The sequence below is a fragment of the Phocaeicola faecium genome (assembly GCF_014837055.1).
Classification (GTDB): domain Bacteria; phylum Bacteroidota; class Bacteroidia; order Bacteroidales; family Bacteroidaceae; genus Phocaeicola; species Phocaeicola gallinarum.
Window position 1 is genome coordinate 665546 of record NZ_JACSPQ010000001.1, and the last position, 15303, is coordinate 680848.

General features: G+C 43.7%; 18 protein-coding genes. 5 read left to right on the forward strand and 13 right to left on the reverse strand.

The window, feature by feature from the left end; all coding sequences use genetic code 11:
- Positions 1-21: 21 nt before the first annotated feature.
- Both H9626_RS02925 and H9626_RS02930 read left to right on the forward strand, forming a co-directional pair.
- Complete coding sequence (locus tag H9626_RS02925; RefSeq protein WP_191709525.1) at positions 22-828, forward strand: MBL fold metallo-hydrolase; 807 nt, start codon at positions 22-24, stop codon at positions 826-828.
- Between the two features lie 125 nt (positions 829-953).
- Positions 954-1382, forward strand: coding sequence for a hypothetical protein (locus tag H9626_RS02930; RefSeq protein ID WP_178256601.1), 429 nt, complete (start codon positions 954-956; stop codon positions 1380-1382).
- Positions 1383-1533: 151 nt separating this feature from the next.
- Here H9626_RS02930 and H9626_RS02935 read toward each other — a convergent pair whose 3' ends face one another.
- The 10 genes from H9626_RS02935 to H9626_RS02980 all read right to left on the reverse strand — a co-directional run bounded on the left by H9626_RS02935 (position 1534) and on the right by H9626_RS02980 (position 9537).
- Positions 1534-2418: a F0F1 ATP synthase subunit gamma gene (locus H9626_RS02935; protein ID WP_191709526.1), complete on the reverse strand. Its 885-nt coding sequence runs from the start codon at positions 2416-2418 to the stop codon at positions 1534-1536.
- A 5-nt stretch (positions 2419-2423) separates the two neighbouring features.
- A complete protein-coding gene (gene atpA / locus H9626_RS02940) occupies positions 2424-4013 on the reverse strand; it encodes a F0F1 ATP synthase subunit alpha (protein WP_178256603.1) in 1590 nt (529 codons plus the stop codon).
- A gap of 117 nt (positions 4014-4130) precedes the next feature.
- Positions 4131-4685 carry a F0F1 ATP synthase subunit delta gene (locus tag H9626_RS02945; protein WP_178256621.1) on the reverse strand — a complete coding sequence of 185 codons (555 nt, stop codon included), beginning with the start codon at positions 4683-4685 and terminating at the stop codon, positions 4131-4133.
- A gap of 6 nt (positions 4686-4691) precedes the next feature.
- The gene (gene atpF / locus H9626_RS02950; protein ID WP_178256604.1) at positions 4692-5195 is read right to left on the reverse strand and encodes a F0F1 ATP synthase subunit B; all 504 of its coding nucleotides are present in this window, start codon (positions 5193-5195) and stop codon (positions 4692-4694) included.
- 13 nt (positions 5196-5208) lie between these two features.
- Positions 5209-5463 carry an ATP synthase F0 subunit C gene (gene atpE / locus H9626_RS02955; RefSeq protein ID WP_178256605.1) on the reverse strand — a complete coding sequence of 85 codons (255 nt, stop codon included), beginning with the start codon at positions 5461-5463 and terminating at the stop codon, positions 5209-5211.
- Between the two features lie 48 nt (positions 5464-5511).
- Positions 5512-6576, reverse strand: a complete 1065-nt coding sequence (atpB, locus tag H9626_RS02960) for a F0F1 ATP synthase subunit A (RefSeq protein WP_178256606.1) — start codon at positions 6574-6576, stop codon at positions 5512-5514.
- Positions 6494-6985 (reverse strand): hypothetical protein, encoded by a 492-nt coding sequence (locus tag H9626_RS02965; protein ID WP_178256607.1) that lies wholly within the window; start codon positions 6983-6985, stop codon positions 6494-6496. The genes atpB and H9626_RS02965 overlap by 83 nt, the downstream gene beginning before the upstream one ends.
- Positions 6986-7055: 70 nt before the next feature.
- Complete coding sequence (gene atpC / locus H9626_RS02970) at positions 7056-7301, reverse strand: ATP synthase F1 subunit epsilon (RefSeq protein ID WP_178256608.1); 246 nt, start codon at positions 7299-7301, stop codon at positions 7056-7058.
- Positions 7302-7368: 67 nt separating this feature from the next.
- Complete coding sequence (gene atpD / locus H9626_RS02975; RefSeq protein WP_178256609.1) at positions 7369-8898, reverse strand: F0F1 ATP synthase subunit beta; 1530 nt, start codon at positions 8896-8898, stop codon at positions 7369-7371.
- A gap of 225 nt (positions 8899-9123) precedes the next feature.
- Entirely contained in the window at positions 9124-9537 is a 414-nt protein-coding gene (locus tag H9626_RS02980; protein WP_191709527.1) for a secondary thiamine-phosphate synthase enzyme YjbQ, read from the reverse strand.
- 242 nt (positions 9538-9779) lie between these two features.
- Between H9626_RS02980 and H9626_RS02985 the strand changes: the two genes are divergently transcribed.
- A complete protein-coding gene (locus H9626_RS02985; protein ID WP_178256611.1) occupies positions 9780-9998 on the forward strand; it encodes a winged helix-turn-helix domain-containing protein in 219 nt (72 codons plus the stop codon).
- 115 nt (positions 9999-10113) lie between these two features.
- On the opposite strand, the gene H9626_RS02990 is transcribed toward H9626_RS02985, so the two are convergent.
- The gene (locus H9626_RS02990) at positions 10114-10785 is read right to left on the reverse strand and encodes an MgtC/SapB family protein (protein WP_178256612.1); all 672 of its coding nucleotides are present in this window, start codon (positions 10783-10785) and stop codon (positions 10114-10116) included.
- A 414-nt stretch (positions 10786-11199) separates the two neighbouring features.
- Between H9626_RS02990 and H9626_RS02995 the strand changes: the two genes are divergently transcribed.
- The gene (locus tag H9626_RS02995; protein ID WP_191709528.1) at positions 11200-12027 is read left to right on the forward strand and encodes a Cof-type HAD-IIB family hydrolase; all 828 of its coding nucleotides are present in this window, start codon (positions 11200-11202) and stop codon (positions 12025-12027) included.
- A 90-nt stretch (positions 12028-12117) separates the two neighbouring features.
- Here H9626_RS02995 and spt read toward each other — a convergent pair whose 3' ends face one another.
- Positions 12118-13305, reverse strand: a complete 1188-nt coding sequence (gene spt / locus H9626_RS03000) for a serine palmitoyltransferase (protein WP_178256614.1) — start codon at positions 13303-13305, stop codon at positions 12118-12120.
- A gap of 225 nt (positions 13306-13530) precedes the next feature.
- On the opposite strand from spt, the gene H9626_RS03005 reads away from it, so the two are divergent.
- Positions 13531-14562, forward strand: coding sequence for a diacylglycerol/lipid kinase family protein (locus H9626_RS03005; protein WP_178256615.1), 1032 nt, complete (start codon positions 13531-13533; stop codon positions 14560-14562).
- Here the strand turns inward: H9626_RS03005 and H9626_RS03010 are convergent.
- Positions 14552-15268 (reverse strand): tRNA1(Val) (adenine(37)-N6)-methyltransferase, encoded by a 717-nt coding sequence (locus tag H9626_RS03010; protein ID WP_191709529.1) that lies wholly within the window; start codon positions 15266-15268, stop codon positions 14552-14554. The two genes, H9626_RS03005 and H9626_RS03010, sit on opposite strands and share 11 nt — an antisense overlap.
- Between the last annotated feature and the right edge of the window lie 35 nt (positions 15269-15303).

Below are 15303 nucleotides of genomic sequence, written 5' to 3' on the forward strand. Positions count from 1 at the left end.
TTAACAAAAAGAGTCCGAGAAATGAAAATTAGGTTTATGAGTCTGGGTAGCGGCAGTAGCGGAAATTGCTACTATCTGGGAACAGACATGTATGGCATATTGATTGACGCGGGAATAGGCATCCGCACAGTAAAAAAAATATTCAAAGAACGGGGATTGAGTTTAAGCACAATACGGGCGGTATTTATTACGCACGACCATGCTGACCACATTAAGGCTGTGGGACACTTGGGAGAAAAACATAACATACCCATTTACACTACCCCCGAAATCCATCAAGGCATTCGCCGCAGCTATTGTGTTACAGAGAAGCTAAGCGCCTTGCACATCTGTTACATCCAAAAAGAAGAAACCGTAGAAATAGGCGACTTCAGCATTACGTGTTTTGAAGTGCCTCACGACGGTACAGACAACGTAGGGTATTGTGTTTGCATCGACAGAAAAACATTTACATTCATCACAGATATCGGTCACATAACAGACACTGCCGCCCGATACATCAGCCGGGCGAATTATCTGATTATGGAGGCAAACTATGACGAATCGATGTTGCAGATGGGGCCTTATCCGCAACATTTAAAACAGCGCATCGCCGGCGAAAGAGGGCACATGTGTAACAAAGTGATGGCTGAATTTATAGCCAACCACTTCCCGAAAGACTTGAAATATCTCTGGCTGTGCCACCTGAGCAAAGACAATAACCATCCGGAACTGGCTTATAAAACCGTAGAACTGGCACTAAAAGAAAAAAACATCATCGCAGGAAAAGATGTCGAAGTAATACCTCTGAAACGTACGCTCCCTTCAGAGATGTACTGCTTTGAATAACAGTCACTTGGGAATTTCCCTACACGATATAGGGAAATTCCTTTAAGAAGATAGGAAAAATCATTCGATTATATCATTTTACCCTTCTACCTTTGTAACATCAAACCAAAGGAAAGGAGACCGATATGAAAAAGTTTAAATTATATTTGCTGTTGGCTTTTGCAGCACTGATTATTCCGCTTACCTCCTGTGAGCACGTTGGCATTGGTGTCGAGTTCGGGAATGGTTCAAACAGCTATTACGAAATGACCGATTATTTGTGCAGCCGTCCGTGGGTAGATGAATGGTACGACAACAACGGTACTTATTATCGTCAGGAACTGAACTTTTACCCCGACAATGTAGGCAACGATTACATTTTTACCCAAGACCGCTACGGTTACATTCAGGAGAGCCGTTACACTTTCGTTTGGGACTGGTATAACAGCATATACACCAGCATACGCATGAAATACGGTACAAGAGATTATTCTTATATGGAAAATATATCAATAGGAGGAAACCGGCTAAACTGCCTGCTCGACGGAGAACCCGTGTATTTTGAAGGAAAATAAATGCAAAAATGCTGAACATTACTTATTTTCTTTTGTTTTAAAATTAAGGACAAAAGAAAATCGTTTCCATCATGATAATTAATTTTTTGGTCTTTTTTTAAAAACTGTACACCAAAAGTCTTAACGACTCCGGGTACAGTTTTTTTCTTTATCAAGCCATAGTACCACCCACAATATCCAACAACTCGTTAGTAATTGCCTGTTGACGACTCTTGTTATAGAGCAAGGTCAATTCCTGTATCAAATCATTGGCATTGTCGGTAGCCACTTGCATAGCCATCATACGCGCAGCGTGTTCAGACGCATTCGAGTCAAGCAATGCCGTATATATCTTCATACGCAACACCTTAGGCAGTAATTCTTGCATTACCCTTTCGGCAGAAGGTTCGATGATATAATCGGCTTCCTTATTGCTTGATTCCGAATGTTCATCATCTTCTTTAGAAGACAAATCAATGGGCAGATAAGTTTCGCGCGTCAGAACTTGAGTAGACGTAGACTTAAAATGGTTATATAACAATTCTACCTGCTGGATTTCGCCATCCAAGAATCTATTTATCAAATCCACAGCTAAGTCTGCCGCCTCCTGATAGTTCGGTTTGCCACATAAATGCTGGTAATCCCCCATCGGAACCACGCCTTTTATCTTCTTAACGGCATCGGCGATTTTACGCCCTATCGGATAAACCAGAATGTTTTCACACCCTATCCGGTTACCGTATTCCTCAACCATTTCGTTCAAATGGCGGATAACATTCATGTTAAATCCACCACATAAACTACTATTCGACGCAAATACTACAACAGCAATCTTCTTTACATCACGTTTCACGGTGAAAGGCGACTCGACCGTAACTCCTGCACTCAAAAAGTTAGTAAGCATACGGTGTAGTCTTCGTTCGTAAGGAAGCATGTTTTCGATAGCTTCCTGCGCCTTATGAAGTTTTGACGAGGATACCATCTTCATCGCCGAAGTAATCTTCAGCGTCCCGTTGATTGAGTTGATTCTTCCTTTTACTTCTTTCAGTGATGCCATGATGCTTATTGTTTAAACTGTCCGGCTGTTTCTGCCGCTACTTTTTCAATAATTGCCGTTATTTCGTCGCTAATCTTTCCGCCTGCCAACACGTCAATAACATCGGCTTGATGATTTGCACGCAAGTTGGTTAAGAACGCATCTTGGAAAACACGTACCTTCTCTAATGGAATATCACGCATCAAACCATGCGTTCCGCAATAAAGAATGGCAACCTGTTCACCTACCGGCATCGGACTATACTGCGGCTGGATAAGCAACTGATTGTTTTTACGTCCGCGGTCGATTGTCATTGCGGTTACAGGGTCCATATCGCTGCTGAACTTCGAAAATGCTTCCAGTTCACGATATTGTGCTTGGTCGATTTTCAAGGTTCCGGCAACCTTCTTCATACTCTTGATTTGGGCGCTACCACCTACACGCGACACTGAGATTCCGACATTGATTGCCGGACGGAAGCCCTGATTGAAGAGGTCTGTTTCAAGGAATATCTGCCCGTCGGTAATAGAAATCACATTGGTCGGGATGTAAGCCGAAACGTCTCCTGCCTGAGTTTCAATGATAGGCAATGCCGTTAACGAACCACCTGCTTTAACTTTTCCTTTCAGGCTTACGGGAAGGTCGTTCATCTGCTCTGCCACTTCCTGCTGGCTGATAATCTTCGCAGCACGCTCCAACAAACGTGAATGCAGATAGAAAATATCGCCCGGATATGCTTCACGTCCTGACGGACGGCGCAAAATCAACGAAACTTCACGGTAGGCTACTGCCTGCTTAGACAAATCATCGTAAACTACCAACGCATGGCGACCGGTATCGCGGAAGAATTCGCCGATAGCAGCTCCCGCAAACGGAGCGAAATACTGCAATGCAGCCGGGTCGGAAGCCGTTGCAGCTACTACTACCGTGTAATCCATCGCACCTTTTTCGCGCAGAGCATTCACGATACTTGCTACCGTAGAACCTTTCTGACCGATAGCTACATAAATACAGTATACGGGATCGCCTGCTTCATAATTAGAACGCTGGTTGATAATGGTATCAATCGCAATGGCTGTCTTTCCAGTCTGACGGTCGCCGATAATCAACTCACGCTGTCCGCGGCCGATAGGAATCATCGCATCAATAGCTTTAAGTCCTGTTTGCAACGGTTCTGTAACAGGCTGACGGAAAATAACTCCCGGAGCTTTACGTTCCAATGGCATTTCAAACAGTTCGCCACCGATTTCTCCTCTTCCGTCCAAAGGTACGCCCAACGGGTCGATAACACGTCCCAGCATACTTTCGCCTACACGGATAGAGGCAATGCGCTTGGTACGTTTTACAATCATACCTTCCTTAATCTGGTCGGTAGGTCCTAACAACACAGCACCTACATTATCTTCTTCCAGATTCATCACCGTACCCATAATACCGTTTTCGAATTGCAGCAACTCATTGGCCTCGGCATTACGCAACCCATAGATACGCGCTACGCCATCGCTCACCTGCAATACGGTTCCCACTTCATCGAATTTCAGAGAAGTATCGATTCCCTGTAACTGCTGAAGCAATACTTCTGAAACTTCACTGGGTTTTATTGTATTCTCTGGCATAATCTTTTTTAATTGAAAATTGAAGAACTGAAAATTAAAAATTAAGTCTGATTCCCTCATGCTTCATAAACAACCGGCATGGATTCTTCATTCTTAATTTTTAATTTTCAATATTCTTTAAACTATTCTTCTGTTTCTCGCAATGAACTGCTGTTTAACCCGCTTCAACTGATTGGCAACGCTGGCATCCAAACGATATCCCGCTACTTCGATGATATAGCCACCGATAATTTTCGGGTCTATTTGAGTATCCAGTTCGACTTTACTTTGCGATTTGCTTCCCACAAAGTTTGCCAGATGTTGTATCAATCGTTTAGAGGGGACGGCAGTTATCAATTTACCCATGAGGATGTTTTTATCTTCCCGATATAAATCAATATATGACCACGCCATGAATTGCAAGAACTTTTCTCTTCTTCCTTCTAACACCAGTTTAAAAAAGCGAAGCAATTCGTTGCTTACCTTTTCTCCTCCCGATGCTTCACGAAGCAAATCAAGTTTCTTATCGGCATCCAACACAGGATTCTCTACCGCACGACGCAAATCGGGAACATCCGTATAATGAGAGGCTAATGACTTCATTTCCTCATATACCTGTCCTTCCTTGCCATTCGCCTTCGCATAAGCGAGCAATGCTTTTGCAAAACGCATAGAAACGACTCCTGTATTCATCATGTATTATTTTTTAGAAGATTCTATCATTTCATCCAACATACGGTCAATCAGTTCTGTTTGCTCTTTCTCGTCGGCCAGCTTGTTACGCATTATTTTTTCAGCAATACCAACCGACAAAACAGCTACCTGACGGCGGATGTCACGGATTGCACTTTCTTTTTCTGTTTCAATCTGTTTCTTCACTTCATCCATCAAGCGTTGTCCTTCGCGTTGAGCACGTTCTTGAGCATCTTTAATGATACGGTCGCGTGTAGCAGCCGCTTCGCTCAAGATACGACCTTGCTCTTCACGAGCCTGAGCCAGAACCTTTTCGCTTTCCTGTTTCACGTTAGCCAACTGTTCGTTAGCTTCCCGTGCCGCTTTCAGAGAATTGTCTATATAAGCCTTCCTTTCGTCAACCATCTTGATGACTACCGGAAAACCGTACTTAGCCAATATAAAGAAAACGACTCCGAACGTGATAAGCATCCAGATAAGCAATCCCGGATCCGGAGTTAGTAATCCCATAACGCTTTATTAATTATAAGAACAAAGTCAACAAACATACTACGATGGCAATCAAAGCCACACCTTCAACCAAAGCGGCTGCAATAATCATACTCATACGCAGGTCGCCTGATGCTTCCGGCTGACGAGCCATTGCTTCCATAGCAGAACCACCAATTCTACCGATACCGATACCTGCACCTAATACTGCAATACCTGCGCCAATAGCAGCACCTAATTTACTAATACCAACACCTGCAGCTGCCTGCAATAAAACTGACAATAACATAATTTTTTCGTTTTTTAATGGTTATACTTTTATTTCTTTTAATTTCTTTTATTTGGCTCCATGACCTTTCACCCGTGACAGTCCGATAAAAACAGCAGACAGCATGGTGAATACATAAGCCTGAATGAACGCAACCAAGATTTCAAGGGCATTCATAAAAATACCGAATACTACAGCGACAAACGTCATCGAGCCGTTTATAATAGGGCCTGCTTTTACCGTAATAAAGATGATGGCTATCAAACTTAATACGGCTGCATGACCTGCCATTATGTTGGCGAAAAGACGAATCATCAATGCAAACGGTTTGGTAAATATACCGAAGAATTCAATCAACGGCATCATAGGAACCGGAGCTTTCAACCACGTAGGCACGTCTGGCCAAAATATCTCCTTCCAATACTCCTTCGTTCCAAAGATATTGGTCAAAAGGAACGTACACAAAGCTAACACCAATGTAATAGCAATGTTACCGGTAACGTTTGCTCCTCCCGGAAAGATGGGAATCAACCCCATCAAATTGTTGACCAGCACAAAGAAAAAGGCCGTCAACAAGTAAGGCGCATACCGCTTGTAATCTTCACCCACGCATCCTTTGATTACATCGTCGTAAATCATCAGGATGAGTGCTTCCATCATACCCACACCGCCGCGCGGAGCGCTTTGCTCCACAGGATGTTTCTTATACCAGCGCGCACAGGCTATCATGATAACCACCAATATCGCACTGTTGATAAACAGTCCCAACACGTCTTTGGTAATGGAAATGTCAAACGGTCTTATTTCTGCACCCGCAGCATCCCGCTCTACGATTTTGCCGTCGTAGGCTCCGCCTTCCGCAATGTACAAGCCCTCATATTCTTCTCCCCCCTCTAATTTAGAAGAAGAAAAAACATGCCAGCCCGTACTGCTCTTTACGATTACCGGGAGCGGTATGCTGAGTGAAGTATTGCCGAACGTTGCGATATGCCATTCATAAGCATCGCCGATATGTCCGAACACCAATTCATTCACGTCCACATCCGCAGCTTCATCGTTCTGAGCCTTCAGCGTTTCTGCCGGAACTATCGCCAACAGGAGCAGAAGCATTACTATGTACCGTAGTTTTTTCATTGTTTGCTTGTTTTCTTAATTTCAGTTTCGCTTCAAAACGAAGGAAGAAACGGGTCTCGAATATCAGAAACGCAAAATAGAACAGGATAAACGTTGCAAAAAAAGCCACCACCTCATGTCCTATCACGAATCCGTAGAATAACAGTATCAATATACTCAGGATAAACTTCAATGTCTTACACACAAGGTAAGTCATCGCTATTTTGTCTAACCCCAAGCTATAATTGAACGCGAACATGTAGATGTAAAACAGCCCGAAAAGATAAAAGAATATCGGAATGGCGGGAAACCACAAAAAATACCTTTCAGGGATAAATATATGATATACCAATGCCACCACTGCTGTCAGAATCACTCCTATGACAGTCAATTCTTTTATAAACTTTTTCTTTACGGCTAACAAAAACATTTCATCACACAGTTTTTCATTCGTAAAACTATAAAAAACATATTCGGTTCAACGTCCGCTTCCACTCTTTTCAAAGCTCTGCGCAGACTGAAATCTGATTATCTCTAACTTCTACGAATCCTCCCTTTATTTCTAAAGAGTGTGTTTCCTTTCCGGCCACATATCTCACTTCTCCCGCTACCAACGACGATATTATCGGAGCATGGTTTACCAAAACCTGAAATTCTCCTAATTCTCCCGGCAATACCACCGAATCCGCTTTTCCATCGTAAACGGTACGTTCGGGTGAAACAATAACCAGATGAAGTTCTTTCATAATTAACTTATTTTTGAGTTTCCGAGCCATGAGCCTGTTTTAAGCTACAAGCCCTAAAAACTTAAAATTATCCTTTAGCTGCCTCCAGCAATTTCTTTCCTTTCGCTATGGCATCTTCGATGGTACCCACATTCAAGAATGCCTGTTCGGGTAAGTAATCCACCTCACCGTCCAGAATCATCTTGAATCCTTTAATTGTATCCTCGATAGAAACCATCACGCCCGGAACACCTGTAAACTGTTCTGCCACGGCAAAGGGCTGTGAGAGGAATCGCTGTACACGACGGGCACGGTTCACAGTCAAACGGTCTTCATCCGAAAGTTCATCCATACCCAAGATAGAGATGATATCCTGCAACTCCTTATTGCGTTGAAGAATCTGTTTTACTCGTTGGGCAGTTTCGTAATGTTCTTTACCTACAATCAGCGGGTCAAGAATACGAGATGTAGAATCCAACGGGTCAACAGCCGGATAAATACCTAACTCCGTAATCTTACGGCTCAACACAGTGGTTGCGTCCAAGTGAGTAAAAGTAGTAGCCGGAGCCGGGTCGGTCAAGTCGTCGGCAGGGACATAGACAGCCTGTACAGAAGTAATAGATCCATTCTTGGTAGAGGTGATTCGCTCCTGCATCTGTCCCATTTCCGTAGCCAACGTTGGCTGATAACCTACGGCAGAAGGCATACGTCCCAGCAATGCTGAAACTTCCGAACCTGCCTGAGTGAAACGGAATATATTATCAATGAAGAACAATATATCACGCGGTCCGTTATCTCCCGTCTTGCGGTCGCGGAAAGATTCGGCAAGCGTCAAGCCGGAAAGTGCTACTGACTGACGTGCGCCGGGAGGCTCATTCATCTGCCCGAACACCATTGCCACCTGCGATTTTTCCACTTCGTTATAATCTACTTTCGACAAGTCCCAATTTCCTTCTTCCATGCTTTTCAGGAACTCATCGCCATAACGAATTACGCCTGACTCAATCATTTCGCGCAGCAAGTCGTTACCTTCACGGGTACGTTCTCCTACTCCTGCAAACACGGAAAATCCATTGTGCCGCTTGGCAATGTTGTTAATCAATTCTTTGATAAGCACGGTTTTTCCAACACCGGCTCCACCAAACAAACCGATTTTACCTCCCTTCAGATAAGGTTCCAAAAGGTCGATAACTTTAATACCCGTAAACAGGACTTCCTGAGTTGTCGCCAAATCTTCAAATTTCGGCGGTTCGCGATGGATAGGAAAGCCGTCTTTCTTTTCCAACTCTCGCATTCCGTCAATAGCGTCACCAACGACATTCATCACGCGTCCCTTAATTTGATTACCCACCGGCATCGTGATAGACTGACCGGTAGTCATGACTTCCATTCCACGCTGTAATCCGTCCGTACTGTCCATTGCAACGGTACGCACCGTGTCTTCACCAATATGCTGCTGCACTTCCACTACCAGCGTACGACCATCCTTACGTGTGATGGTCAACGCATCGTGGATATTAGGCAAAGCACGTTCAGCGTCCTGTCCTCCCTTCAACTTGAAGTGAACGTCGACCACCGGACCGATTACCTGTGAAATATGTCCAACGATTTTTGACATAAGCTTCCTATTAGTTTGTTAAATGTTTGACTAATTCTGTACCGCAAATTTAAAAAATAATCTTTCAAAAGTGTACTATCGAGTAACATTTTTTAGCCGCAAAATGTAAATATATACCATAAATCAAGAAAATCTGCCTGCTTCATTTTATGCCGACCGATATTTATAAACACTTTTTCACACAAAAACCTTACAAATCACCTTTCAGGGGTTCTCCTAAAGGCATCATTCGCCTATCACCGTAGCCACAATGTGTCTGCCTCCGCCGTGATTTCTGAACTCACAGAGGTAAATTCCCTGCCATGTGCCCAGATTAAAACGCCCGTCGGTGATGGGTATCGTGAGGCTTGCACCTACAATCGTCGACTTGGCATGGGCGGGCATGTCGTCCCAGCCTTCCAGCGTATGGTCGTACCACGACTCCCGCTCTTTTACCAGATTATTAAAAATCTTCTCCATGTCGCCGCGCACATCGGGGTCGCAATTCTCGTTGACAGACAATGCGGCACTGGTATGCTGAATAAAAAGATTTACAAGCCCCACACGGGGAAGGTTCGGCAAATGGGCTGTCACTTCTCCGGTTATCAAATGAAAGCCTCGTGCACGAGGTCTTAACACAAATTCTGTTTGTTGTATCATATATATAATAATGTATATAAAGTTTGCCACGGAAATACAGATTATCCGTCAGACCGGCATACGCAAAATGAATACCCGCTTTATCACCACCGCCTTTTTCTTCATACCCAAACCGGGCTCAACATTCGCTTCAGTCTTCCCATTACAAATTAAATAAAGAAATATTTGTTTATAAAACAATTTCTATATATTTTTGCTTCATAGACAATAAATTAATAACAACTCTATAAAACAAGACAACTATGGACAAGATTCAGATTGGCACAAACGCAGGCATTGTCTGGAATATCTTAAAGGACAATGCTCACTGGAATTACGAAGACCTTAAAGAAGCCTCTGGCTTATCAGACAGAGACCTTAACGCAGCTATCGGATGGTTGGCGCGTGAAGACAAAATAGATTTCGACATAAATGAAAACCAAGACAAATTATTTCTTCACGTAAATGTTTACATCGGATAAGCGCCTTTTCTGCTTACAAAATCGGAAAGAAAAAGATTTACAACAGCAAGGATATTCCAAAACAAATGTCGCCCTCGGCGTTTTTTGGAATATCCTTGTTTATTGATGCCGTCTCTCACACGATCTTATTTACTCTTACGCCTGGAAAATCGTTCAGAAACATCAGCAGCAATCCTTCTTCATTCATGCGCTTTGCCTTAATCACCATGCTGACGTGGAACATCTTCCTGCCGTCTTCGTATGAATGATTCATCTCATACGACGAAACCTGATAATCTTTCGAATTAAATTTTGCCGAAACGTCTTTCAGTATCTCTTCGTTTTCCGTCGAAAACTCAATAATCATATTCCGCATCCCGAAACTTTTAAAGCAACGGCTCAACACCTCCAGCCCGATGAGAACCATCAGTGTGGCCGATATGCCGATAACATACATTCCTGCGCCTATCGCCAGTCCGATGCCGGAAGTAGCCCATACACCGGCAGCAGTGGTCAGCCCTCTCACCACTTGCTTTTGCAGTAAAATAATCGTACCCGCACCGATAAAGCCAATGCCGCTCACCACTTGGGATGCCAAACGGCTGGGGTCGAGATGGATTAAATCTTTCTTCAACACATCGGAAAAACCATATTGCGACACAATCATCAGCAGAGCGCTGCCTAACGCCACCAGAAAATGAGTGCGATACCCTGCTTCTTTGGCGCGATACTCTCGCTCCAGACCAATCATTACCCCCATCATGCCTGCCACAAAAAGCCTGAGAACAAAATCTGTATATAAATTCATACCAAAAACCTTTCTTTATCTTTATTTCCGCAAGTTAGGGAAAAAATCGGATATATCATACAACAATTTCCACCAATGTTATCAAGCGATGACGGGCATCCGCAAAACATGCGGAGGGCATTCCTGATACATATCTGATTTACAGCTACTTTCTTAATTTCCCCCGGCTAAGTTTGAAACTTGAAAACACTAACGGCAGAACCGATAAACACTACGAATAGAAACAGTCAGCGCATCCGCATGGGCGGGGTAACACTAACGGTAGCGTTTTTCGGGGTATAGCGGCAGCCTATTTCTTCCCGCATTTTCGCCTGACAAATGAAGTTTAAACAGTTTCAAAGCCCTGAATCCGAGAAGATATTCAAAGTATTATATTATATTTGCAAACAAAATCTCATCACTTAATCTTTTCGTATGAAATATAAACTTTTGGTATTGGATTTAGACGGTACTTTAACCAACTCGAAAAAAGAAATAACCCGGCACACGAAAGAAACGCTGATAAAAGCCCAAGAAGCCGGACTGAAAGTCGTACTTGCTTCCGGACGCCCCACGTATGGCGTTGCTCCGCTGGCGAACGAGCTGGAACTGCAAAAATACGAGGGCTACATATTGGCTTATAACGGGGGTGAAATCATTGATTGGAAAACACGCGAACTGATGTATGAAAAGCAACTCGACAGCGATTTGCTGCCCTACCTGTACCGCTGCGCCAAAGAAAACGATTTTGCCATCGTTACTTATGAAAACGAGTACGTATTGACAGAAAAGCCCGATGATGAATATGTATTAAAGGAAGCGCTGCTCAACGTTATGAAAATAAAGAAAGTAGACAACTTTCTGGAGGCTGTGAAACATCCCATCACGAAATGCCTGATAGTAGGCGAACCTTCCCGGCTCGCTCTTCTTGAAAAAGAAATGTATGAAAAATTAAAAGACCGCATGGGGGTGTTCCGCTCAGAGCCTTACTTTCTGGAGTTAGTGCCCAAAGGTATCGACAAAGCGCAATCGCTGTCTGTATTGCTGGAAGAAATCGGCATGACGAAAAACGAGATGATCGCCATAGGCGACGGGTTCAATGACCTGTCTATGATTCAATACGCCGGGTTAGGCATTGCGATGGAGAACGCGCAAGACGTCGTAAAACAAGCCGCAGACTTTATCACTCTTTCCAATGAAGAAGATGGTGTGGCATACGCCGTAGAGAAGTTTTATCTGGATGACAGCCTATCTTCTCTGTAAGCAGCAGGCCGGGGAAAATGCAGAAACAAAAAAATCGGGAGGATGTCGTAAAAACATTCTCCCGATTTTTTATAAAGAAAAGCCTTTCGGTTATTTCAAAATATCCAGTTGCTTAAAGCATTTAACCAGCTTATCGATAGCAAAATCAACTTGCTCTTGCGTATGCGTAGCCATCAGTGCGAAACGAACCAGCGTGTCTTGGGGCGCACATGCAGGCGGAATCACCGGATTGATAAACACACCTTCGTCGAAAGCCAGCTTGGTTACCTCGAACGTTTTATCAGTATCGCGTACGTACAAGGGGATAATCGGGCTTTCGGTATCGCCTATCTCAAACCCGGCATCGCGAAAACGCTTTAAAGCGTAGTTAGTTATCTTCCACAGGTTTTCCTGACGTTCCGGCTCTGTTTTCAGGATATGGAGCGCCTCTTTAGCCGCTGCCGTGGCTGCCGGAGTATTACTTGCTTGGAAAATATAAGAACGTGCATTGTGGCGCAACCAGTTGATTACATCTTTATCACCTGCAACAAAACCGCCGATAGAAGCCAGCGACTTACTGAATGTACCCATGATAAGGTCAATGTCTGCCGTCAGTCCGAAGTGGTCACACACACCGCGTCCGTTTCTTCCGAACACGCCCAAACCGTGAGCCTCGTCTACATAAATACAAGCATTATATTTCTTTTTCAGCCTTACGATTTCGGGCAAATTAGCCAAGTCGCCTTCCATCGAGAAAACACTGTCTACCACGATTAACTTCAGCGCATCGGGTTCGCATTTCTGAAGTTCTTTTTCCAAAGCATCCATATCATTATGCTTGTACTTCAACTGAGTAGCAAACGAAAGACGACGTCCGTCGACAATAGACGCATGGTCGCGGTCATCACAAATAATGTAATCACCTCTTCCCGCTAACTGGGGGATAACTCCCTCGTTTACCGTAAATCCCGTAGAGAAACAAAGTGCTTCATCTTTTCCTACAAACTCCGCCAGCTCCTTTTCCAATTCAATATGAATATCAAGCGTACCGTTCAACAAACGAGACCCTGCACATCCTGTACCATACTTACGGGTTGCAGCAATGGCTGCCTCGATAATGCGTTTGTCGTAAGTCAGTCCCATATAAGAATTAGAACCAAACATCAGGACTTTTTTCCCGTCCATCATTACTTCTGTGTCCTGAGCGCTGTCTATCTCACGAAAATAAGGATATACGCCTCTCTCCATATACATTTGAGGCACTCTGTATCTGCTCAGTCTTTCTTGTAATATTCCCATATTTTATTTTGGTAAACCGTTTCCGGCTGTTTATAATAAATTATTAATACTCGCCAATATCCTGTTAAGAAATATCGCGCAAAGATAACAATTTATCCTAACACGTACACAATCGACTAAAAAAAAACTTAGCAAGATACCAATTTATCCATAACAAAGTAAGGATTTTAAAATTAAGAATGTTACTTTTGTAACCTGATTTTTTCAGGATAAACCTCAAAAAAGATGGAGAAGAAACGCATTACGTTTATAATAAACCCTATTTCGGGAACTAACGGAAAAGAAATTATACTGCGGCTGATTAATGAACTGATAGACCGCTCGAAATACGACTATTCCATACGCAAGACCGAGTATGCAGGACATGCAACGGAAATTGCGAGACAAGCTGTAAAAGAGCATGTAGACATCGTAGTAGCCATTGGCGGAGACGGTACTATCAATGAAATAGGACGTTCACTTATCCATACTGACACCGCACTGGGTATCATCCCTTGCGGTTCGGGAAATGGACTTGCCCGGCATTTACATATCCCGATGGACCCCAAAGGGGCTATTTATACGCTTAACGCGGGCATTATCAAGAACATCGATTACGGGATTATAGACGGGCGTCCGTTTTTCTGTACGTGCGGGGTGGGATTCGACGCTTTCGTAAGTTTAAAATTTGCCGATTCCGGTAAGCGGGGGTTGCTGACTTATCTGGAAAACACCCTGCACGAAAGCCTGAGATATCGTCCTGAAACATACGAAATAGAAAATTCGACTGGAACGGTACGCTATAAGGCTTTCTTAATAGCTTGCGCCAACGCTTCGCAATATGGGAACAATGCTTACATTGCCCCTCAAGCATCACTGACCGACGGAATGATGGATATTACGGTATTAGAACCTTTTACGGTGTTAGACGTCCCGTCGTTGTCGTTTCAGCTTTTTAATAAGACCATCGACCAGAACAGTTGCATCAAAACCATGCGAGATGACCGTATTATCATCCACCGGGCCAAAGAAGGAGTCTTTCATTTTGATGGCGACCCTGCTATGGGAGGAAAAGACCTAAAGGTGGAAATCGTTCATCAGGGACTGCATGTTATTGCACCGATGAAGCCCGCAAGGATGTATGAACAGCCGTTCAATATTTTACAGCACTTTACCGACTTCATAGGAAGACGCCCCATCAGCACGACTATATCGGACAGACACAAGCAATTACTCATGCTCAACCAGAATATACTGAGAAGGCTGTCTAAGAAATAAAAAGATAAAAGTCTTTCATCAGTGCGGTAAATTCCGGAGTATAGATTTTAGGAGCTGTTTCTATCGTAAGGTGTCCGACCTGCGTTTCGGTTGATTTATCTCTCGAAAACGCCATCAACACTCGCTTTGCAGGCATATTCGGTTTGGTGTAAACCCACGTTTGCTTACTCAAGAACAGCTTGAACTTTGTGGCAAGCGCAATAAAATCGGAGGCTGCATTGGCCGGCAGAACAACGGAGAATGTTCCATCATCGGTTAAAAGCACGGATACAGCCTGCAAAAGAGAATGGAAATCAAGTTCATCGGTATGCCGCGCTGTGTTCCGCTGTGCTTCGGGACATTTCACGTCTTCTGCAAAATACGGAGGGTTGGATAAAATGACATCAAACTTTGTGTCGCACTCGTTTGCCATCACCCGTACGTCTTGCCGGGCTATGGTAATCTGCCCGCTCCACTGCGATGCCATCACGTTTTCCCGGGCTTGAATCACCGCGTCTTCGTCAATATCAATCCCTAACACAGAAGCATCGCACCGCTGGGCAATCATCAATGCAATCAAACCGCTCCCTGTACCCACATCCAATATTTTTTCCGCACGCGAAACGTCTGCCCAAGCACCTATCAAAACTCCGTCTGTACCAACCTTCATGGCACATTTATCGTGATAAACCGTAAATTGCTTAAATTTAAAATAAGGATTTGCCATATAACCGAAAACTTGTTTGCGCGCCAAAAGTAAGC